At 66.6% G+C, this 21,600-nt stretch carries 16 protein-coding genes; 8 read left to right on the top strand and 8 right to left on the bottom strand.

What is annotated here, in order from left to right; all coding sequences use genetic code 11:
• Positions 1-75: 75 nt before the first annotated feature.
• The gene (locus VHO04_RS12970; RefSeq protein ID WP_257546552.1) at positions 76-948 is read right to left on the bottom strand and encodes a MurR/RpiR family transcriptional regulator; all 873 of its coding nucleotides are present in this window, start codon (positions 946-948) and stop codon (positions 76-78) included.
• Positions 949-1,094: 146 nt separating this feature from the next.
• On the opposite strand from VHO04_RS12970, the gene iolG reads away from it, so the two are divergent.
• Positions 1,095-2,081, top strand: coding sequence for an inositol 2-dehydrogenase (gene iolG / locus VHO04_RS12965; protein WP_329628677.1), 987 nt, complete (start codon positions 1,095-1,097; stop codon positions 2,079-2,081).
• A gap of 262 nt (positions 2,082-2,343) precedes the next feature.
• Here the strand turns inward: iolG and VHO04_RS12960 are convergent, their stop codons facing one another.
• The 4 genes from VHO04_RS12960 to VHO04_RS12945 form a co-directional block, all read right to left on the bottom strand.
• Positions 2,344-4,896, bottom strand: coding sequence for a TonB-dependent receptor (locus tag VHO04_RS12960; protein ID WP_329628676.1), 2,553 nt, complete (start codon positions 4,894-4,896; stop codon positions 2,344-2,346).
• A gap of 169 nt (positions 4,897-5,065) precedes the next feature.
• Positions 5,066-6,403, bottom strand: a complete 1,338-nt coding sequence (locus VHO04_RS12955) for a sensor histidine kinase (RefSeq protein WP_329628675.1) — start codon at positions 6,401-6,403, stop codon at positions 5,066-5,068.
• A complete protein-coding gene (locus VHO04_RS12950; protein ID WP_329628674.1) occupies positions 6,400-7,065 on the bottom strand; it encodes a response regulator transcription factor in 666 nt (221 codons plus the stop codon). Before VHO04_RS12950 ends, VHO04_RS12955 begins: the two co-directional genes overlap by 4 nt.
• On the bottom strand, positions 7,065-7,379 hold the full coding sequence (locus tag VHO04_RS12945; RefSeq protein ID WP_329628673.1) for a PepSY domain-containing protein: 315 nt from the start codon (positions 7,377-7,379) through the stop codon (positions 7,065-7,067). The genes VHO04_RS12950 and VHO04_RS12945 overlap by 1 nt, the downstream gene beginning before the upstream one ends.
• A gap of 151 nt (positions 7,380-7,530) precedes the next feature.
• Here VHO04_RS12945 and VHO04_RS12940 point away from each other — a divergent pair, with 151 nt between their 5' ends.
• On the top strand, positions 7,531-8,760 hold the full coding sequence (locus tag VHO04_RS12940; protein ID WP_329628672.1) for a histidine-type phosphatase: 1,230 nt from the start codon (positions 7,531-7,533) through the stop codon (positions 8,758-8,760).
• A gap of 3 nt (positions 8,761-8,763) precedes the next feature.
• Here VHO04_RS12940 and VHO04_RS12935 read toward each other — a convergent pair whose 3' ends face one another.
• Together VHO04_RS12935 and VHO04_RS12930 are read right to left on the bottom strand one after the other, a co-directional pair.
• Entirely contained in the window at positions 8,764-10,785 is a 2,022-nt protein-coding gene (locus VHO04_RS12935; RefSeq protein WP_329628671.1) for a TonB-dependent receptor domain-containing protein, read from the bottom strand.
• Between the two features lie 185 nt (positions 10,786-10,970).
• Positions 10,971-11,753 (bottom strand): SDR family NAD(P)-dependent oxidoreductase, encoded by a 783-nt coding sequence (locus VHO04_RS12930; RefSeq protein WP_329628670.1) that lies wholly within the window; start codon positions 11,751-11,753, stop codon positions 10,971-10,973.
• Positions 11,754-11,844: 91 nt separating this feature from the next.
• Between VHO04_RS12930 and VHO04_RS12925 the strand changes: the two genes are divergently transcribed.
• Positions 11,845-12,639: a ThuA domain-containing protein gene (locus VHO04_RS12925; RefSeq protein ID WP_414713113.1), complete on the top strand. Its 795-nt coding sequence runs from the start codon at positions 11,845-11,847 to the stop codon at positions 12,637-12,639.
• Here the strand turns inward: VHO04_RS12925 and VHO04_RS12920 are convergent.
• Positions 12,636-14,267, bottom strand: coding sequence for a GMC family oxidoreductase (locus VHO04_RS12920; protein WP_329628669.1), 1,632 nt, complete (start codon positions 14,265-14,267; stop codon positions 12,636-12,638). The genes VHO04_RS12925 and VHO04_RS12920 overlap by 4 nt on opposite strands.
• Positions 14,268-14,407: 140 nt before the next feature.
• Here VHO04_RS12920 and VHO04_RS12915 point away from each other — a divergent pair, with 140 nt between their 5' ends.
• From VHO04_RS12915 to VHO04_RS12895, 5 genes are all read left to right on the top strand, one after another.
• Positions 14,408-15,157 carry a glucose 1-dehydrogenase gene (locus VHO04_RS12915; RefSeq protein ID WP_329628668.1) on the top strand — a complete coding sequence of 250 codons (750 nt, stop codon included), beginning with the start codon at positions 14,408-14,410 and terminating at the stop codon, positions 15,155-15,157.
• Complete coding sequence (locus VHO04_RS12910) at positions 15,154-15,870, top strand: SDR family NAD(P)-dependent oxidoreductase (protein ID WP_329628667.1); 717 nt, start codon at positions 15,154-15,156, stop codon at positions 15,868-15,870. The genes VHO04_RS12915 and VHO04_RS12910 overlap by 4 nt, the downstream gene beginning before the upstream one ends.
• Before the next feature lie 139 nt (positions 15,871-16,009).
• Complete coding sequence (locus VHO04_RS12905) at positions 16,010-18,403, top strand: TonB-dependent receptor (RefSeq protein ID WP_329628666.1); 2,394 nt, start codon at positions 16,010-16,012, stop codon at positions 18,401-18,403.
• Positions 18,404-18,527: 124 nt separating this feature from the next.
• Positions 18,528-19,991 (top strand): carotenoid oxygenase family protein, encoded by a 1,464-nt coding sequence (locus tag VHO04_RS12900; protein WP_329628665.1) that lies wholly within the window; start codon positions 18,528-18,530, stop codon positions 19,989-19,991.
• Positions 19,992-20,012: 21 nt separating this feature from the next.
• The gene (locus VHO04_RS12895; RefSeq protein WP_329628664.1) at positions 20,013-21,599 is read left to right on the top strand and encodes a fatty acid--CoA ligase; all 1,587 of its coding nucleotides are present in this window, start codon (positions 20,013-20,015) and stop codon (positions 21,597-21,599) included.
• Position 21,600 lies beyond the last annotated feature (1 nt).

Below are 21,600 nucleotides of genomic sequence, written 5' to 3'. Positions count from 1 at the left end.
CCTTGGTCTGAAACGCTTATTCCACTTTTAGAATGTTTGCAACATATGTTTCATCAGAGCACTGGAATGAAATAGCTATGCCGGCCCGTCCTCGCGCGCTTTGCCGTCGGCGCGTGTTGCTTCGAAGGCGAAATTGATGACGAGCGCCTGCGCGAGACACATCGATGCCGATAGCGAGCGGAATTTCCGCACCTCCGCCTCGCGAATCTGCAGGACATGCTCGGCGGGCTTGGCGACCGGGCTGACCAGGCTGTCGCTGATCGCGAGGACACGGCCGCCGCTCGCCTTTGCGGCGTTGACCACCGCGATCGTCTCTTCGGAATAGGGATGAAAGCTGATCGCGATCAGCAGGTCGTCGGGGCCCATCGCGTGCACCTGTTGCAGCCCCAGCCCCCCGACTCCGTCGATGAACACCGCGCGCTTGCCCGCCTGGAGCAGCGAATAGGCGATATAGGACGCGACGGGGAACGAGCGGCGGAACCCCGCGACATGCACGGTGTCGGCCGCCATCAACAGGTCGACCGCGGCGCGCATGTCGGCGCCGCTGACCGTCTGCAGCAGATTCTGGATCGCGAGGCTATTCCCCTCGACGAATTCGGAGAGGAGATTCGCGGGTTCCGCATCCTGCGCGCTGGTCGTCTGGTCGAGCTGGCGGACGCGCTCCGAATAGCCGAGCGCGGCATTGTTGCTGAGCAGCCCGTCGCGGAACAGACGCTGCATCTGGCTCGCGCCCTCGAAGCCGAAGCTCTTGGCGAAGCGCACAATCGCCGAGGGCTGGACGCCGCAACGATCGGCGATCACCGCGAGCGTTTCGAGCGCGATGTCGTTGGGCTCGTCGAGGATATAGCGCGCGATCTGCTTGAGCCGCTTGCTCAGCGTCTCGTATCGGCTCACGATCTCGGCGCGCAATTCTTCCGCCGAGGCGGGGGCGGTCGGGACGTCGGTCAAAATCATTCTCCCCCGTTGGTCGGAAAAACGGAATATCTGTTCAAAACTTGTAACGCAACTGTCGCCCTGCGGCTCGTTCCACGCTATGGAATATATGTTCCATATGATATAGAGTTGGAACAAGGTTTCAACTGGAAGAGGATAATATGCACGACATAGCCCTGATCGGCGCCGGGAGGATCGGCAAAATCCACGCGGCGAACCTCGCCGCCAACCCGCGCCTGCGGCTGACGCGGGTCGTCGATCCCTTTCCCGACGCAGCGGCGGCGATCGCCGCGCACTATGACGCGCGCGTCTCGACGATCGAGGAGGCGCTCGCCGATCCGGCGATCGCGGGGGTGGTCGTCGCGAGTTCGACCGACACCCACCTGCCCTACAGCCTCGCGGCCGCGGAGGCCGGCAAGGCGATCTTCTGCGAAAAGCCGCTCGATCAGGATCTCGCCGCCGCGCGCGAATCGGCGGCGCGGTTCGCGGCGCTCAAAGCGCGGTTGTTCCTCGCCTTCAATCGCCGCTTCGACCCGAATTTCGCGGCGCTGCAGGCGCGGCTCGCGGGCGGTGCGGTCGGCACGCTCGAAACGCTGCACATCATCAGCCACGACCCCGCGCCGCCGCCGGTCGATTATGTCAAAATATCAGGCGGCATCTTCAAGGACATGGTGATCCACGATTTCGACATGGCACGCTGGCTGCTCGGCGAGGATGTGACCGAAATCTTCGCCAGCGCCTCGGTGCTCGTCGACCCCGCGATCGGCGAAGCGGGCGACGCCGATACCGCGAAGACGATCCTGCGCACTGCATCGGGCCGGCTCTGTGTCATCTCGTCGAGCCGGCGGAGCGGCTATGGCTACGACCAGCGAATCGAGGCGTTCGGATCGAAGGGCATGATCCGCGCCCAGAACCAGCTCGAAACCACGGTCGAGACGTGGGGTGAAAATGGTGCCGCCGCGGACCGCTTCCAGAATTTCTTCCTCGATCGCTATGCCGTTGCCTATGCGCGCGAAGCCGAGCATTTCGCCGACATATTGGATGGCAAGACCACGCCACTGGTCGACTTCCGCGACGGCGTCGCCGCCCTCGCCCTCGCCGAAGCCGCCGCGCGATCGGCGCGGACCGGCGAGCGGGTGTTGCTCTAGCCGAACCTGCAAGTCCTCCCTGCGGCGAAGCCGTGGGGAGGGGGCGCGCTCGCGAAGCGAGTGGTGGAGGGACGGCGACGGCGCCTGGGATGACTAATGTCTGCCAGCGACCGGAAGCGGGCAAGATATCCTCCCCGGCACGGGGAGGATCTGCGACGGCAGCTCCCCCACCCCAAAGCAGGCATCACCGCAACCATCTATAGCCGCTAAAAAGAAAGGGGCCGGGTTTCCCCGGCCCCAGGTCCAGTGCCCCCTGCAGGGATCAGAATTTGAACTGGATGCCCGTCTTGACCGAATAGCCGTAGCGCTCGACCTCGTCGGTCCGCGACGAAATGCCCTGGAAGACGCGGTAGGGTTCGTCGTTGAGGTTCGACCCTTCGAGGAAGATCGTGACGTTCTTGACGATGTCGTAGCCGATGCGCGCGTCCCACTGGTTGAAGGAGCCGACATAAAGGTCGGTATCGGTATCCCCGCCGGGTTCGAGCAAATAGGCCGAGCGGTAGGTGTAGGCGATGCGCGCCGACAGTCCGCCCTTTTCATAGGAGAGGAAAGCCGACGCCACCCGGTTCGACTGGCTGGCGAGCGGCAGCCGTTCGTCGCCGCGGCCCGGAATGCCCTTGGCACGCGACTTCACGAAGGTGATGCTGCCGCCGATGCTGAAGCCGTCGAGCGGCGCGGGCAGGAAGCTGAGTTCGGTCTGCGCGTTGATCTCGATGCCCTTGACGAAGGCACTGTCGGCGTTGACCGGCATCGTCACCTGCGCATCGACGAGCGCCTGCCCGGCGAAGGTGCCGCTCTGCACGACGGTGGCCGTGTAGATCGGATTCTCGATCGTCTTGTAGAAGCCCGCGATGCTGATGATGCCCTTGCGCCCGATATAATATTCGCCCGCGAGGTCATAGTTGGTCGAGGTCAGCGGCTTGAGGTCGGGATTGCCCCTCGTCACCTCGTTATCGCTGGTGTTGACGACCGTCGTCGGCGCAAGCTGTTCATAATTCGCGCGCCCGATCGCCCGCGTCACCGCGGCGCGCAGGACGAGCGACGGCGTCGCGTTCCAGCGCAGGTTCAGGCCCGGGAAGAAGTCGGTGTAGCTCTGCGACCCGAAGCTGTCGTAATCCTTGTCGAGATCGGCGACGGTCGTCGTTTCGAGAATGTCCTTCGCCGCATAATTGCTCTTCGTCTTTTCCATGCGGACGCCGGGAATCGCGGTGAAGCTGCCGAATTTCAGCGTCGCCATCGCATAGGCAGCAAAGATTTTCTCGCGGATCAGATAGTCGGCGGCGAGGCTGTCGCCGACGGTGCCTTCCTCGTCGAGCTCGAAACCGGCGAGGTTCGACTGGAAGAAGCTGTCGGCGCTCGGGCGGCTGATCGTCGCACCGAAGGGGTAGCGGCCCTTGAAGATGCTGTCGATCGAGCCGTCCTGGACCTGATCGAGCGTGAAATCGTCGTCATAGCCGCCATAGATCACCGATTCGGCATCATTGGTCTTGCGCCGGCTCGTATATTTGACGCCGACCTGGATCGTACTGTCGTCGCCAATGCCGACCGGGGTGCGGAAATCGGCGCGCGCCTGATACAGATCCTCGCGCGCGCGGCGATGCTCGTAGCTGGTTTCGTCGAATTTATACTTGGTCGGATCGAACGCCGTCGCGTCCGATTGGTAGAGCGGAATCGTTCCCGACAGGTCGTAAGATCCCGTGATATTCTTGGCCCCGAAGATGATTTCGTCGCGATGCGGGTCGCGCTTGTTGGCCTGGGTATAGCTGCCCTCGACGCGCAGCCAGCTCGGGCCCAGATCGAACTCACCGCCGAACGACGAGGTGAAGGTGTCCGAATCCTCCTCGCGCGAGCGCAGCGCGCGCTTCGCCTTGGCGGCGGCGAAATCGCCGCTGGTCGCGGTCTGGTTCGTGATCTCCTCGTCGTCGAGATCGACCTGGAAGCCCGGACGCGATTCCTTGTCCTTATATTTGGAATAGAGGAAGCGCGCGAAGACCTTCACGTCATCGGTCGGGCGCCAGTCGAAATTGGCGACCGCCCCATAGCGCTGACGGCGGGTGTGATAGTCGCGGAGCGTCTGGCGCAGCGGCACGAATTCGCCGTTCACCTCTTCCCATTTGCCGCCCGACTGGATGTTCTGCGCCTCGAACTCGCGGTTCGAATAGTTGAGCGCGAAGACGAAGCCGAACTGGCGGTCGGGGCCGAAGCGCGACCCGATCGACGCATCGAATTCATAGGGATGCTTGCCGTTGAGATCATATTTGCCATAGGCGGCGCGCAGGCTGCCGAAGGTCCCCGGCCGGTCGAAGGCCGACACGGTCTCGATATTGGCGGCGCCCGCGATCGCGTTGGCGTCCATGTCGGGAGTCAGCGTCTTCGACACCGTCACCGCGCCGATCAGCGCCGAGGGGATGTCGTCGAGCTTTACCTGGCGCGAATCGGGTTCGGGAGCGGCGGCGGTCTGACCGTTCAGCGTCACGTTGAGCAGGTCGGGCGACACGCCGCGGACGGTCAGATAGCGACCCTCGCCCATGTCGTTCGAGACGCTGAGACCCGGCAGACGGCGCAGCGTTTCGGCGACATTCTGGTCGGGCAGACGGCCGACGTCGTCGGCGCGAACCTCGTCGACCTGGGTATCGGTGTTGCGCTTCGTCTCGAGCGCCGCGCGGTCGGCGGCGCGGCGGCCGCTGACGATGATCGCATCGCCCTGATCGGCCGCAGATGCCCCCTCCGTCGGCGCTTCCTGCGCCCAGGCGCCCGTCATCGGGATCGCCAGACATGTCGTGAGCAAAAGCGCCCGTCCGAACCGCCGTGTCATTATTGCCTCTCCTCCCCGGCACGGCTCCCTGCCGCGCTCGTTCGGGCATCATAATGGCACAATTATTCCATATTGCAAGTAAAATAGAATATATCTTGCACAACGGCTTGGCGAGACGCAGCGATGTGGCGCGCACGGCGCGCGATCTGACACCAGGCTGACAGGAAGTTCAGGCGGATAGCGTCCAGCCGACGCGGACTTCAAGCCCCCCGAGCGGCGAGCGCGCGAGGGCCAGATCGCCCCGCGACGCTTCAGCGAGCTCGCGCGCGATGGCAAGGCCGAGCCCATGGCCTTCGCCCCCCGAATCGAGGCGCGCGCCGCGCAGGATCGCTTCGTCGCGCTGCGCGCTGTCGAGCCCGGGGCCATCGTCGCCGACAATCAGCATCCGCTGGTCGCCTACCGTCTCCACCGCGACATGGACGAGGCGGCGGGCATGGCGCGCGGCATTTTCGAGCAGCGGCCCGAGCAGTTCGGCGGCATCGTCGCTCGCGAGCGGCAGCGTCGCGCTTTCGTCGCACGCCAGCGAGAAAGCGACGCGTTCGCCCGCCCCGGTCTGTTCGATCACCGCGATCAGCCGCTCGATCAGCGGCAGCGCCACCGTGCTGCGCCCTTCGGAAACGAGGCTGATCCGCGTCCGCGCCAGTTCGCCGTCGATCGCCGCGCGCATCGCGGCGATCGACGAATCGAGACCGTCGGCCATCGCCGCGGCGCCGCCCTCGCGCGCGCGCGCACTCTGCGCGGCGAGCGCGGCGAGCGGGGTCTTGAGGCCGTGCGCCAGATCGGCGGCGCGGCGGCGTGCGCGCACCAGATCGGCTTCGCGCGCATCGGCCAGCGCGTCGATCGATTCGATGAGCGGCGCGAGTTCGCGGGGATAGGTGCCGCCAAGACGCGCCGATGCGTCGCGGCGCAGCCGCTCGACCTCCTGCCCGACACGCCGCAGCGGACGGAGGCCCAGCCCGACCTGCGCCCAGGCCGCGAGCGCGAGCACCGCCCACAGCAGCACGAGGAACAGCGCCATCTCACGCCCGAACTCGCGCTGCGCTGGCGCCAGCTTGGCAAGGTCGTAGCCGAGCTGGACGATCACCGGCGGCTCCTGCGGCTGCAGGCGAATCGCGCGTTCCATCAGCAGCAGATGCTGGCCGAAGGGGCCGGCGGCGCGGCGAATCCGCCAGCGGTCGGCGGGCGCCGACGCCGCGGCGGGCAGGTGGCTGTCCCAGAGCGAAACCGAGCGGATCGCGCCGGCTCCGGTCGACGCCTGCCAATAGAGTCCGCCGGCGGGAACCGCGAAGCGCGGATCGGCGGGCTCCGACCCCGCGACCGGCACCCCGCGCGCCAATTGCAGATCGGCAAGAAGCGGCCGCACCTGAACGAGGAGTTCGTCCTCGACGCGCCGCTCGACATGGCCGTCGAACAGCCACGTCATCGCGAACCAGGCGACGAGCAGCGCCAGCGCGATCGCGACCCCGGCCCCCGCGAGCAACCGAAGCCGGAGCGAGCCGCCTGTCACGCAGCGGTCGCCGGCAGAATATAGCCGAAGCCGCGCCGCGTCTGGATCGTGTCGGCGCCGAGCTTGCGCCGCAGCCGCGCGACCAGCGCCTCAATCGCGTTGGCGTTTTCGGCATCGCCATCGCCATAGAGATGATCGGAAAGCTCGGTCGCGGGCACTGCGCGGCCGGCGTGATGGGCAAGATAGTCGAGCAACCGATATTCGAGCGGCGAGAGCTTGACGAAGGCGCCATCGAGGGTCGCGGTCATCCGGTGCGTGTCGATCCGGAGCGGCCCCACCTCGAGCGTCGGGCTGGACCGCCCCGCCGCGCGGCGGAGAAGCCCGCGAACGCGTGCGACCAGTTCCTCCATCGCCCACGGCTTCGCCATATAGTCGTCGGCGCCGGCCTCGATCCCGGCGACCTTGTCGGTCCAGTCGCCGCGCGCCGACAGGATGAGGACCGGAAAGCCGCGCCCCGCGTCGCGCCAGCGCTTGATCACCGAGAGACCGTCGAGTCGCGGCAGGCCGAGATCGACGATCGCGACGTCATAATCCTCGACATCGCCGTTGAACCAGGCCTGCTGGCCATCGCCGGCCAGATCGACGACGAACCCGGCGGCAGCCAATCCGCGAACCAGTTCGGAAGCGACGACAGGATCGTCTTCGACCACCAGGGCGCGCATCAATCATCCTCGATCTTGAGTATCCGGCCGGTGCGGGCATCGACCTCGACCTCGCGCACCCTGCCGCTTCGGGTGAGGATTTTCACCTCATATTTGAACCCGAAGGATTCGCGTTCCAGCTTGACCTTGAGCACGTCGCCGGGGACGCGTTCGGTCGCGATCGCGAGCACGCGCACGATCGGCAGGATCTCCCCGCGCGCCAGCGCCGCGCTGGCGGCGCGCTGATCGGCTTCATCGTGCTTGTCGCTCGCAAGCGTCAGGGCGGGAGTGGCGAGAGCGACCATCGCGGCCGCAAGCAGATAGATTTTCTTCATGGCCTTCCTTGCCACACTCAGGCTGACATCAAGCTGATAGCATCATCGGACATATTGTCCGGCGTCTCATTTTCTCGATGCCGGGCATTGATGAAATATTTTTTCTGATTTATACATGATCGATAAATTTATTCCACAAGGGAGAGAGTCCGTGAAGCATAGCCTGCTTTTGTCCGCCGCGCTGCTCGCGGCCTGCGCCGCGCCCGCGCCCGGCGCCGACGCATCGCCTGCCGCGCCGGGGTCGCTAAAGCTCGAAAAGGTCGTGATGCTGATGCGCCACGGCGTTCGCCCGCCAACCAAAGCGGCGGTGGTGCCGCCCGGTTATTCGGCCGAAACATGGCCCGACTGGCCGGTCGATTTCGGCCTGCTGACGCCGCACGGCGCGGCGGGAGTCAAGCTTCTCGGCGAAAGCGACCGCCTCGCTTTCGGCGGTCGCGGCCTGTTTCCCGAGGGATGCCCGGCGGCGGGCACGATCGTTCTCAAGGCAAGCTACAAGGAGCGCACGATCGCGACCGCGCAGAGCTGGGCCGCAGGGTTCATGCCCGGCTGCGCGACGGATGTCGCGCATCCCGCCGGTCCGGACGATGACGCGATCTTTCATGGGCTCGACGGCGGCCCCGCCTCGTTCGACGGCAAGCGGGCATTCGATGCCGCGCTCGCCCAGGCGCCCGAGGGCGGGCTGACCGCCGAAACCGCACGCCATCGCGGCGAACTGACCTTGCTCGCGAAAGTGCTGAATTGCGCGCTGCCCGCCTGCCCGCTGATCGCCGAGCCGAGCCGACTGGTCGCGCAGCCGCACGATCGCCCCGAGATCGAAGGCCCGCTCGACATCGGATCGACCGCGAGCCAGACGCTGGTGCTGGAATATCTGGAAGGCAAGCCGATGGCCGAGGTCGGCTGGGGCCGCGTGAGCCGCGCCGAAATCGAGCAGTTGCTGCGCTTTCACCCGCTCAAATTCCGCTATTCGAATCGCCCCGGCTATATCGCCGCCGCCGCCGCCGCGCCGATCGTCCACGAAATCGTCACGGCGCTCGGCGACCGGAGCCCGGCGCGGCTGACCTTGCTCGCCGGGCACGACACCAACGTCGCCGACCTCGGCGGCTTCTTCGACCTGCACTGGCAGGTGCCGAGCTATCCCGCCGACGAGGTTCCGCCCGGCAGCGCGTTGGGATTCGAACTGGTGAGCAATGCGAAGGGCGACCGCTATGTCCGCGCCTTCTATCGCGCACAGACGATGGACCAGCTCCGCAATCTCGAGCCGCTGGGGTCGGGCGACGCGCTGTTCCGCCGCTATCTTCCCATTCCGGGGTGCGGCAATTCGGTCGAGGCGACCGCGTGCGGCTGGAGTGATTTCGCCCGGCTCGCCGCGCCGCGCGGGTAAGCCTCACCCGCCGAAGCTGCGCTGGACGGTCAGTCCGACATAGCGTCCGCTGCGCAGCACCCGCAATTCCCGATAGCGCAGCGCGCTGTCGCCGCGGACGCCGGCATAGATGTCGCGCGTCCGCGTCGCGGGGCTGTCGGTCAGATTCTTGCCGAACAGGCGCAAGGTCCAGCGCGCATCGGGGCGATATTCGACGAACAGGTCGAGCCGCCCGGCCAGGCGATCGGCCTCGATCTCCTCGACCTTGAACGCGGTTTCGGTGCGCGCGAAGGCATAGCTGCCGCCCCAGCGCAGCTTCCACGCCGGAATGTCGTGGGTCAGCGCGATCTTCGCCTCGACCGGAAGATCGCCCGAAATAGGACGCCGCGCGCCGGTCGAGGGATCGGTCGCCCGGCCGCGCCGCGCGGCAAGGTCGGCCGTGACGACGACACCTTTGGCACCGATCCCATCGAGCGGCCATTTGAGCGACGCCTCGACGATATCGCGCTGCGCCGCACCGATATTGCCAACCGCGTCGTAGACGGTTCCATCGACGACGACCGGGAGCTGGTCGACCAGATCGGATATCCATTCGCGGCGCGCGGCGATCGTGAAAGACCCGGCGCCGAAACGACGCTCATACGTCGCCTCGATGCGCCAGAGGCTGTCGGGCTCCAGATCGGCATTGCCGGCGCTGATCGTTCCGCTGGTCAGCGAAGCGGCGCCGACGAAATCACCGAAATCGAGCTGACCGACCTCGCGTTCGGCCAGCAGCCGCAGCGTCTGGTTCGGCGTCGGCGTCCAGATGAGCCGTGCGCGCGGCTTCCAGAAAGCAAGCGATTTGACGAGGTCGATGTCGCCCGTCTGCGACAGGCGCGACATTTCATATCGGATGCCCAGTTCCGCAGTGATCCGGGCATTGAGCGGCCGGCTCGCGGTCGCGAAGAATTCGGCGCGATGCTCGGCGACGCGGACATCGGCCTGGGGCAGCAGGACGGGTTCGCCATCCTCGATCAGCGCGTTGCGGCTGTCGAGGATATTGATCGCGCCCTCGGCGCCGACCTCGAGCGCCCAGTCGCCGCGATGGTGGCGGAGCGCCGCGCGCAGGATCGCCTCGCTGGCGTGCGCGCGTTCGTCGGAGACGCTGCTGTCCGACGCCGCCGTCTCGCGATCGATGCCGACGGTCGCCACCGACCGGTAGCTTCCGACCAGTTCGAGATCGTTCGCGGCGCCGAGCGCGCGTTCGTAGCGCAGTCCCCCTTCCCAGGTGCGCGCATGCTCGCGCTCGCTGCCGGTGATCGCGGCGGGCGCGGGGAAGGTGATGGCATAGGCGATGTCGGCGAATTTCCTTTTGTCCTGCACCAGTCCGTTCAGGTGCACCGTCCCGCCGAACAGCGGCTGGCGATAGGCGAGCGTCGCCTGCGCGATGTCGGCGCCCTCGGGCTGCGCGTAATCGACCAAGCGCAGCGGCGTGCCATCGCGCGCGAAGCGGTTGCGGACGCCGAAGCCATGCTCGTCGTCGATCTCGCGATAGACGGTGCCGAACAGGTCGATCACCCGCTCGTGTCCGTCGAACGTCGCCTGCACCGAAACGCGCGGGGCCCGGCGCCCGTGGCGATAGAGGGCCTGCTCGGCCTCCACCCGGCCGCTGACCGTGCCGGCCTTTGTCAGGACGATATTGGCGAGCAGCGCATAGCCCTGCATATCATAGCTGGCCGAGCCGGCGCGGATCAGCTCGATCCGCTCGACGCGCGCCGCCGGAATGCGTTTCAGGATCGCGCTCAGCGAATCGGTCTTTCCCGCGGGGCGTTGGCCGTCGATCAGGACATTGCCCACCGCGCCCGAATAGCCGCGCACGTCGCCGTCGCCTTCGACGAGGGTGAAGCCCGGCAGCAGCGCCACCATTTCATAGGCGTTGGACGGCTGCATCCGGTCGAAGAAATGCCCGTCATAGGACGGGGCCTGCGCCCCGTCCTGCGCGACCACAGGCAGGGGTATCACGACGCCAAACGACAGCAGCCATGCGATGCGAACGCCATATGTCACGAACGAGCCCCTTCGGCGGGCGGGATGGCTTCCCGCTCTCCAAAGCCCTATCGGCCGGGCGCGCTGACAATTGCACTGCGATCGATGTCAGCCTGCTGTCAGCTTGGCCGCACTGCGGACCGATCGGATTCTCTTTCGGAGCTTTGGCACCCGGGGTATCGAACTCGCGGCCGCCGACCGGCTGCCTATACGCCCATCATGCCGGCGGTGGTCGCGCCGTCGATGACATAGTCGCTGCCCGAGATGAAGGCGGCCTCGTCGGACGCCAGGAACGCGACGAGCGCGCTCACTTCGTCCAGCTGCGCCATCCGCTTCATCGGCGCCATCCCCTCGAACGCCGCGCGCGCCGCGGCGGGATCGGGTGAACGGTCAATGACGCCGCGGATCATGTCGGTTTCGACGACGCCGGGCAGGATCGCGTTGACGCGGATCGCATAGCCCTTTCCCGCACAGTGGATCGCCGCCGATTTGACGAGCGCGACCGCCGCCGCCTTGGTCACCGAATAGGCGGCATAATTGCCCATCGCGCGGTGCGCGTTCATCGACGAATTGACGATGATCGAGCCGGCGGGCCCGTGCGGATTCTTCGCCATCGCGCGGATCGCGTGCTGGACGGTCAGCATCACGCCCGTCTGGTTCACCGCGACGATATGGTTCCAGGCATCGAGGCCGATCTCCTCGACGCTCGCATCGCCCGCCTCGGTCCCGGCGTTGGCGAAGGCGATGTCGAGCCGGCCATATTCGGCCTCGACCTCGGCCATCAATCCCTCCCAGGCCGCGGCATCCTCGACGCGGTGGGCGCGAAAGACCGCGCCGGTGTCAGCCTCGACAGCGGCGGCCGCTTCGGCATTGGAGCCGGTGAAGACCACCGTCGCGCCTTCGCGCGCCAAGCGCGCGACCGTCGCGGCGCCGATTCCGCTCGTCCCGCCGGTGACCAGGGCGACCTTGCCGTCCAGCCTCTGCCGCATCGCGCCTCTCCTCTCGCTGCCCTCTTTGCCAGTTTCGCGCCCCGCCGAAACCTATCAATAGAATAAGGTGACGCGGGCATGGCGCGCCCGCATGATGCCAGCGGAACAGGAGGAGAAAGAGCCGATGAGCGACAGCGAGCATCCGCCCCGCATCGATTGCGTGCTGATCTGCGGGGGTGTCTGGCACGACATGGATTATGCGCGGCTGGAGTTGCTGAAGCTGCTCGCCGAGGATCCGCGCATCCGCACCCGCGTCTTCGAAAATTACGAAGCGATCGAGGCGATCGAGGCCGCCGACATCCTGATCACCTATACCTGCGACGTCACGCCGTCGCTGCCCGCGCAGGAGGCGCTGAAACGCTGGCTGGATCGCGGCGGCCGCTGGTATGCACTCCACGGCACCAATTCGATCCTGCGCCTGCTCGACAGCGGATTGTGGGAGGCGCCACGCTGGGCGCCGCTGATGATGGACCTGCTCGGCTCGCAGTTCATCAGCCACCCGGCGATCGAGCCCTATACGGTCCGCGTCGCCGACCCCGACCACCCGCTGACCCGCGGCATCGAGCCGTTCGAGACGACCGACGAGCTCTATCACCTCGAAACCCATGGGCATCTGCACGTCCTGCTCGACACCCTATGCACGGGGCCCGGCACCGGCTTCGTCGAGGCCGAGGACGCACCGGGGACTTATCCGGTCTTCTACATCAAGCGGCACGGCGCGGGCGCCGTCCTCTACCTGACGCTCGGCCATTGCCGGGGGCATTACGACCTGCAGCCGATGATGGACTGGTGGCCGACGGTCGACCGCTGCGCCTGGGATCTGCCGGTCTTCCACGAGCTGCTGCGCCGCGGGATCGGCTGGCTCAAAGAGCGCGAGCGGGTCTAAGCGCGCACCGTCCGCCGGTCCTCGCGGATCAATTCGGCCGCGCGGAGCGCCAGCGCCATCGCGGGCGCGTTGGTGTTGCCGGTGACCGGCGACGGCATCACCGAACAGTCGACGACCCGCAGCCCGCCGATGCCATTGACGCGCAGCCGCGCATCGGTGACCGCGCGATTGTCGCTGCCCATGCGGCAGGTTCCCACACCATGAAGCCCCGAGGTCGCGAGGCGGCGGAAGGCATCGAGGATATCGGCGTCGCTTTGCACTGCCGCGCCGGGCAGCAGTTCGCGCTCGACGAAAGCCGCAAGCGCGGGCTGCGCCATATAGCGGCGCATCGCCCGGACCGCAGCGATCGCCGTGCGTTCGTCCTCGGGCGTCGACAGCCAATTGGGCTCGATCGTCGGCGCGGCATCGCTGCCGGGGCCGGTGATCGACAGGCGCCCTTCGCTCGTCAGGCGAAGGAGCTGGCCATAGATGGTCATCCCCGGCTTACGGTCGATGCTGTTCAGCGGCACCGGATGCTTGTCGTCGCCGAGCGCGAAGCTGTAGCCGCCGAGATAAAGCTGCAGGTCGGGCCGGCGGTCCGCGCTCGTCAGGTTGAGGAAGGCGCCGACCTCGAACGGCCCGGTCGCCATGATCCCGCCGCGCGTCAGCCAGTATCGCGCCATCGCGCGGGCGAGGCCGAGGCCATAGAAGCTGCGGCTGCTGCCGACGTCGCGCGACAGGCGGTGCGGCATGCTGAACCCCAGATGCTCGCGCATCCGGCCGCCGACGTCGGGCGCGTCGACCAGCGGCACGACCCCGGCGGCGCGCAGCCCATCGGCGGGACCGATGCCCGAGCGCTGAAGCAGCAGAGGGCTTTCCAGCGTGCCACCCGAGACGATCACCTCGCCCGCGCAATCGAACCGCTCTGGCCGCCCCGCGACCACTGCCTCGACGCCGGTGACGCGCCCGTCCGCGACGATCAGCCGTTCGGCCAGCGCGCGGGTGACGATGCGCAGATTGGCGCGCCCGCGCGCGCGGGCCAGAAAGGTCGTCGCCGCGCTTTCGCGCCGGCCGCGGCGGACATTATGCGCATAAAAGCCGACACGATCCGATGTCGCGGCGTTGAGGTCGTCGACGGGCGTCAGCCCCATCTCGGCCCCCGCCTCCACCATCGTCTCGGCGAGCGGATAGCTGTGGATTTTCGGCGCCACGCCCACGGGGCCGCCCGCGCCGCGCATCGCGCTGGCGCCGAGACCATGATCCTCGAGCGCGCGAAACGCCTCGGTCATCGTTTCGCCGTTCCAACCGGTACCGCCGCGCCTTTCCCATTCGTCATAATCGGCGGGCTCGCCGCGGCTCCAGATCATGCCGTTGATCGCCGACGATCCGCCCAGCCCCTTGCCGCGAATCCAGACCTCGCCCGCCGCCGCGCCAGGGCTGCGCGGCTGCGTCACGCCATAGGCCCAGATATGGTCGGGGTTGGTGACGAGCTTTGCCACCCCCTTCGGAATCGCGACCCAGCGGCTGTCGTTGGCGCCGCCCGCTTCGAGCAGCAGGACGCGGACCTGCGGATCGGCGCTCAGCCGTTCGGCGACGACGCAGCCGGCCGATCCCGCGCCGACGACGATATAGTCCCAGCTTTCCGTCATGCCGCGCCTCCCCGGATATCTGGTCCAGACTGGCAGCGAGGCGGCGGAGCGGCACCTAGCGCAATCAATAGGCCCGCGGGTCGCGGGCGCCGTGATAATTCGAAAGCAGAGCAAGGGAAGATCCGGCGAGGGAGAATGGGATGACCGGGCAGCAGGGCCGCATCGCGGGCAAGCGGGCGTTCGTCACCGGCGGCGCGTCGGGGCTGGGGCTCGACATCGTCCGCCGCTTCGTCGCCGAGGGCGCGGAGGTGGTGATCGCCGACATCGATGCTGCGGCGGGCGAAGCGCTCGCCGCCGACCTCGGCCAGCGCTTCATCCGGCTCGACGTGTCGCGGGAAGAGGAATGGATCGCCGCCTTCGACACCTGCGATCGCCTCGACATCCTCGTCAACAACGCCGGGATCACCACGCACGGGTCGATCGAGGCATTGACGCTCGAGGCCTTTCGCTACGAATTTTCGATCGACGTCGACGGCGTCTTCCTCGGCTGCAAGCACGTCATTCCCATGATGAAGGATCATGGCGGGTCGGTGATCAACATGTCGTCGATGTGCGGCGTGCGCGCGCAGGCCGATCTGGCCGCCTACAACGCCGCCAAGGCGGCGGTCACCCATCTCACCAAGTCGGTCGCGCTCCATTATGCACGCCAAGGCTATGGCATCCGCTGCAATTCGGTGCACCCCGGTGCGATCCACACCCCGATCCTCGACAAGGTGATGGCGCAAGTCGAGGACGGCCAGGCGCTTTACGAAAGCTGGGTCGCGACGCATCCCATCGGACGGCTGGGCAAACCCGAGGAGATTTCGGCGATCATCCTCTATCTGGCGTCGGACGAGTCCGCCTTTGCAACCGGCGCCGAGTTCCGCATCGACGGCGGCAGCTCGCTGTGACGGCCGGGCGCCTTGCGGGGCGGGCCGCGCTCGTCACCGGCGCCGGATCGGGAATCGGCCTCGCGACGGCGAAGCGCTTCGCCACCGAGGGTGCAAGCGTGCTGACCACCGACCGCGCGGGCGACGTCGACCTGGTCGCCGATGTAACCGAATCGGGCATCAACGCAAAGCTCGTTGCCGAGGCCGAAGCCCGCTTCGGCAAGCTCGACATCGTCGTGGCCTGCGCCGGCATCACCGGGATGCAGATGCTCGACGGGCATGGCGATGAATTTTTCGACCAGATGATGGCGGTGAACGTCACCGCGGTCTTCCGGTTGATGCGCGACGCGCTGCCGCTGCTCAAGCGTTCGCCGCACGGGCGGATCATCCTGATCGGATCGGTGATGTCGAGCTTCGGCGAGGCGGGGATGACCGCCTATAGCGCATCGAAACATGCGGTGCTCGGCATGACCAAATCGGTCGCGGCAGAGGCCGGCGGCTTCGGCATCACCGTGAACTGCATCCAGCCGGGCGCGATCGACACGCCGATGACCGCCCCCGCCTTTTCCGCGATGCCCGAATATCGCCAGCGCTGGATCGACAAGGCCGCGCTGGGGCGCCTCGGGCAGCCCGAAGACATCGCCGACGTCGCCGCCTTTCTGGCCTCCGACGACGCGCGCTTCATGTCGGGGCACGGCCTTTTCGTCGACGGCGGCGCCACGCAAAGGCAATAGAATCCCACATATTCAGGGCCTTTCGCGCCGCTACGGCGTGCCTGATATTTTTGATGATTGTTGAATCGCGGCATTCGGCGGACCTTGCCCCCAACGTGACCGGCGAGCCTATGCGCCGGCGCGAGAGGGAGGAATGACGATGACCACGCATGTCCGATTGCTGCCCGCCATCCACACCACCGTGTCGCTCGCCGCGCTCGCCATCGCCACGCCGGCCTTTGCGCAGGACGCCCCGGCGGACGACAACAGCGGCGGCGCCATCCGCGAAATCGTCGTCACCGCGCAAAAGCGCTCGGAAAGCGTCCAGTCGATCCCCATCGCGGTCACCGCACTCGACGAAAAGGCGATGGAGTCGGCGACGATCGACGACATTCGCGACATCGCGGGCCGCGTCCCCAGCCTCGTCGTCGATTCGGTCGGCGCGGGGCCGAGCGCCGCCGCCATCTCGATCCGCGGCATCAGCTTCGAGGATATCGAAAAGAGTTTCGACCCCGCGGTCGGGGTGGTCGTCGACGGCGTCTTCATCGGCACCAACACCGGCCAGCTTCTCGACAGCTTCGACATCGAGCGGCTCGAGGTGCTGCGCGGACCGCAGGGCACGCTGTTCGGCCGCAACACGATCGGCGGCGTCATCAACGTCATCCGCACCAAGCCGACCCAGGACTTCGGCGTGCGCGGCCAGTTCGCCTACAGCAATTTCGACACCAAGCGCGGCCGGCTGGTCGTCAACACGGGATCGCTGGGCGGCATCATCGCGCTCAAGGCCTTCGGCTATTACGACAAGACCGACGGCTATTATTTCAACGTCACCCAGAACCGGCGGCAGGGCAAATATGAAACGCTGACCGGCGGCGTCACCGCGCTCATCACACCGAGCGACGCGATCACCGCGCAGATCACCTATCAGCACAGCCGCGAACGCGGCGAAACCGTGTCGTCGGCGCTGTCCGAAACCAGCCGCGAGGTGCTGTGTGCCGCGCCCGGGGTGCCGGGCTTTTCGCCGCTTGCCGAATGCAACCGCTGGACGCTGCCCGACCACGGCCTCTACACGACCTTTTCGGCGATCGACACGCCGGTGCGCAACGACGCCGACAGCATCACCGGCAATGTCGATATCAAGCTCAGCGACCGGCTGACGCTGAGCTCGGTCACCGGCTATATCAAGAACAAGGAATCGGTGACGCAGGATTTCGACGGATCCTCGGCCAATTTCTTCGAGACCAAACGCGACCAGCGCTATCACCAGTTCAGCCAGGAGATCCGCCTGCTCGCCGACCTCGACCCGGTGAACCTGCTGGTCGGCGGCTATTATTTCAACAGCAATTACAAGCTCGACCAGTCGACGAATTTCGGCACCGTGCTGGGCGGCGGATCGACCGCGGTGCTACGCCAATATGTCGACCACACCGCCAAATCCTACGCCGCCTTCGCCGACGCGCAGATCCGGCTGACCGATGCGTTCAAGATTTCGCTCGGCGCGCGCTACACTGACGACAAGAAGGAAATCTTCAATAATTTCGGCCGCATCGGCGCGCTGGTCGGGCTGACCCTGCCGAGCTTCGACGGCAAGTCGTGCGTCGCGGCGACCGGCACTTTCAGCCCGGCCCCGGGGGTCGTGCTGCCGGTCTACACCGCCGCGAACAATTGCAGCGGCAGCGACAGCTTCGGCAAATTCACCTGGCGCGCGAACGCCGAATATACGATCGAGCCGGGCAAGCTGGTCTATGCCTCCTTCTCGCGCGGTTTCCGTTCGGGCGGCTTCAACGGCCGCGCGGCCTCGCCAACCTCGCTCGGCCCCTATCAGCCCGAGACGGTCGACGCCTATGAGGTCGGGCTGAAGGCCGACTGGCTCGACCGGACGCTGCGCACCAACCTCGCCTTCTATTACACCAAATATAACAACAAGCAGGAAGAGGTGGTTCAGCCCGCCCCGCCGGGGTCGTCGAGCCCGCAGGAGACGGTGGTGCAGAACGCCTCCTCGGCCGACATCAAGGGGTTCGAGGCCGAAATCATCGCGCAGATGTCGAACGCCTTCAGCTTCAACGCCTCGTTCAGCTATACCGACGCACAATATAACAGCTTCTTCAACGACATCGTCGGGCTGACCACGGGCAGCGCGGCGGACGGGATTCCCGACGACGTGTCGACGCTGACGTTGCGCCGCGCGCCCAAGATCCAATGGTCGGCGGGGCTCAACTATACGAAGGACGTCGGATCGGGCCGCATCGATGCCTCGACCCTGCTCCGCTACCAGAGCCGCTATGTCACCTGCATCACGCCGAACAAGCCAGTGGTTCCCGGCGCGGTGACCAACGACAACCGCTGCTTTACCGAGGATCGCGAAAATCTGTCGGCCGAGATCGGCTATACGCACTTCCTCGGCGAAGGGCGCGAGGTCAGCCTGTCGCTGTTCGGCCGCAACCTCACCAACCACAAGGGGCTGTCGTCGACCCTGCCGGTGGCGGGTCTCTTCACCTTCGGCGCGGCAATCCAGCCGCGCACCTATGGCGTCGAGCTCGGCTTCCGTTTCTGACGCGCCGTATTTGAACAGGGCCGGTGTCTCCCGCCACGGGCACGGCGGGATTCAAGCGAGCAAGGGGCGGCGCACGGCACCGCCCTTGTTTGACTAACGACCTACGATTTTTCGAGGGAGCAGGATGACGCAGGCCTTTTTCGACCATCCCTTCCTGTCGGGACATCATCAGCCGGTGCGGTTCGAGGCGACGGCCCCCGACCTGATCGTCGACGGCGCGATCCCCGACGACCTCGCCGGCGTCTTCTATCGCAATGGTCCCGAGCCGCTCTATCCGACGCGCGAAGGCGAGTATCACTGGTTCGACGGCGACGGCATGGTCTATGCCTTTCACATCGCCGGTGGCCGCGCATCGATGCTCAACCGCTGGGTGCGGACCGAGAAGTTCGAACTCGAAAAGGCGGCGGGCAAGCGGCTGTTCGGCCTGTTCGGCAACCCGATGACCGCCGACCCGTCGGTCGCCGGCAAGCGCTACAACACCGGCAACACCAATATCATCGTCCATGGCGGCAAACTGCTCGCGCTGATGGAGGGCGCGCCGGCGGTCGCGCTCGACCCGCGCACGCTCGAGACGCTGGGCGAAGACCATTATGGCGGGACGATCACCACCAGCTTTTCCGCGCATCCCAAGGTCGACCATGCCACGGGCGAGCTCGTCAATATCGGCGCGATGATCAACGGGCCGATGGGCGCGGCGCAGATTCGTTACGACGTGATCGCCGCCGACGGCAGCGTGCGCAAGGCCGAGGTCATCGACATGCCGCACAATGCGCTGATGCACACCTTCTTCCTGACCGAAAACTGGGTCGTCTTCCCGGTCATCCCGATCGACGTCGACCTCGGCCGCGCGATGAAGGGCGGGCCGATGACCGCCTGGGTCAACGATCGCCCGACCCGGTTCGCGGTGATGCCGCGCGACGGATCGGCGCGCGACGTCCGCTGGTTCGATTATGAGCCGCGCCATATGTTCCACGAACTCAACGTCTGGGAACAGGACGGCAGGATCATCGCCGACGTCGCCGCCGCGAACGGCACCGCACTCTTTCCCGATGAGACCGGCGCGAAGCGGACACACGGCGATACGCAGCAGAGCCTTCGCCGCTGGACGATCGATCCCCGCGCGAACGGCAACGGGACGTGGATCACCGAGGAGACGCTGAACGACCGCGACATCCAGTTCCCGCGCCCGGACGACCGTTTCATGACGCGCGCCTCACGCCACGCCTTCGCGAACATCAACCTCAATAGCCGCGACGGGCGCGCCGAGGGGATGGACGCGGTGCTGCGCTTCGATACGGTCGGCGGCCAGGAGGATGTCTACGACTTCGGCAGGGGCGCCGCGTGCGGCGAGCTGATCTTCGCGCCCAGGATGGGCGCCGAGGGCGAAGGCGACGGCTATGCGATGACGCTCGTCCATCGCGCCGGCGCGGCGACGAGCGAGCTGGCGATCTTCGCCGCGCTCGACATCGCCGCGGGGCCGATCGCAAGCGTGCGGATTCCTTTCCGCGTTCCGTCGGGATTCCATTGCAATTTTTATGCGGCCGACTCCCGCCTCTATCGCGAGGCGTTCGGCGAAGCGGATGCCTGAAGACAGGGAGCAGGAAACAAGGTGACGCAAGGGGTCGTATCATTTGCGCGGGTCGCCGACATCGCGCGGCGGGGCGGGCGCGAGCGTCCGGACAAGACGCTCTTTCATTTCGAGGGGCGGACGGTCGATTATCGTACGTTCGACGCCAACAGCAGCCACGCCGCGAACGGACTGATCGCGCTGGGGCTGAAGCCCGACGAGCGCGTCGCCCACATCGGCAAGAACAGCGACCTGTATTTCGAGCTGCTGATGGCGGCCGCCAAGGCCGGCGGGGTGATGACGCCGGTCAACTGGCGGCTCGCCTTGCCCGAGATCGCGTGGATCGTCGCCGATTGCGGCGCGCGCATCCTGTTCGTCGGGCCCGAATTCACCGATTTGGTCGCGGCGAACCGCGATGCTTTTCCGGGCGTCGAGCATGTCGTCGCGATCGAGGGCGCGGCGAACGACTTCGCCGACTACCGGAGCTGGCGCGACACATTTACCGACAGCGATCCCGACGTGTCGCGCGGCGAGCCGGATGCGGTGATCCAGATGTATACCTCGGGCACCACCGGCAAGCCCAAAGGCGCGGTGCTGACCAACGGATCGGTGCTGCGCTCGCGGCTCGACCGCGATCCCGCGCTGCTGGCCGAATGGGAGCGCTGGGAGGAGGATGACGTGGCGCTCGTCGCCATGCCTTGTTTCCATATCGGCGGCACCGCCTATGGTATTTCGGTGATGACCAACGGCGCGACCGGCGTCATCACCCGCGAGTTCGATCCCGCCGGGGTGCTCGACCTGATCGAGGCCTATCATATCTCCAAAATCTTCATGGTCCCCGCGGCGATGCAGACCATCGTCAATCAGCCCCGCGCGCGCGAGGTCGATTTCTCGCGCCTTCGCCATATCGCCTATGGCGCCTCGCCGATTCCGCTCGCGCTGCTGCGCCAGTGCATCGACATCTTCCAGTGCGGCTTCGTCCAGATGTACGGGATGACCGAAACCTCGGGCACGATCGCCGCGCTGCCGCCCGAGGATCACGATCCTGCCGGGAACGAGCGGATGCGATCGATCGGCAAGCCGCTGCGCGGGGTGGAGATGCGCGTCATCGGTCCCGAAGGCCATCCGCTGCCCCCGCGCGAGATCGGCGAGATCGCGATCCGCGCGCAGGCGAACATGCGCGAATATTGGGGACGGCCCGAGGCGACGGCGGAGACGATCGACGCCGACGGCTGGCTGCGCACCGGCGACGCCGGCTACACCGACGAACAGGGCTATTTCTACCTCCACGATCGGGTGAAGGACATGATCATCTCGGGCGGCGAGAATGTCTATCCCGCCGAAGTCGAGAATGCGATCTATGGTCATCCGGCGGTCGCCGATGTCGCGGTGGTCGGCGTGCCCGACGCCCGGTGGGGCGAAGCGGTGAAGGCGTGCGTCGTGCTGAAACCCGGCGCGATTGCCGAGGCGGCCGAGATCATCGGCTGGGCCCGCGACCGGATCGCGGGCTATAAATGCCCCAAGTCGGTCGATTTCATCGCCGCGCTGCCGCGCAACCCGTCGGGCAAGATCCTCCGCCGCGAACTGCGCGCACCCTATTGGGAAGGGCGCGAGCGGCCGATCGGCTAGG

The sequence above is a fragment of the Sphingopyxis sp. genome, from assembly GCF_036261875.1.
Classification (GTDB): domain Bacteria; phylum Pseudomonadota; class Alphaproteobacteria; order Sphingomonadales; family Sphingomonadaceae; genus Sphingopyxis.
Note: the sequence above shows the minus strand (reverse complement) of the source record. Positions and strands in the feature narration are given on the sequence as shown.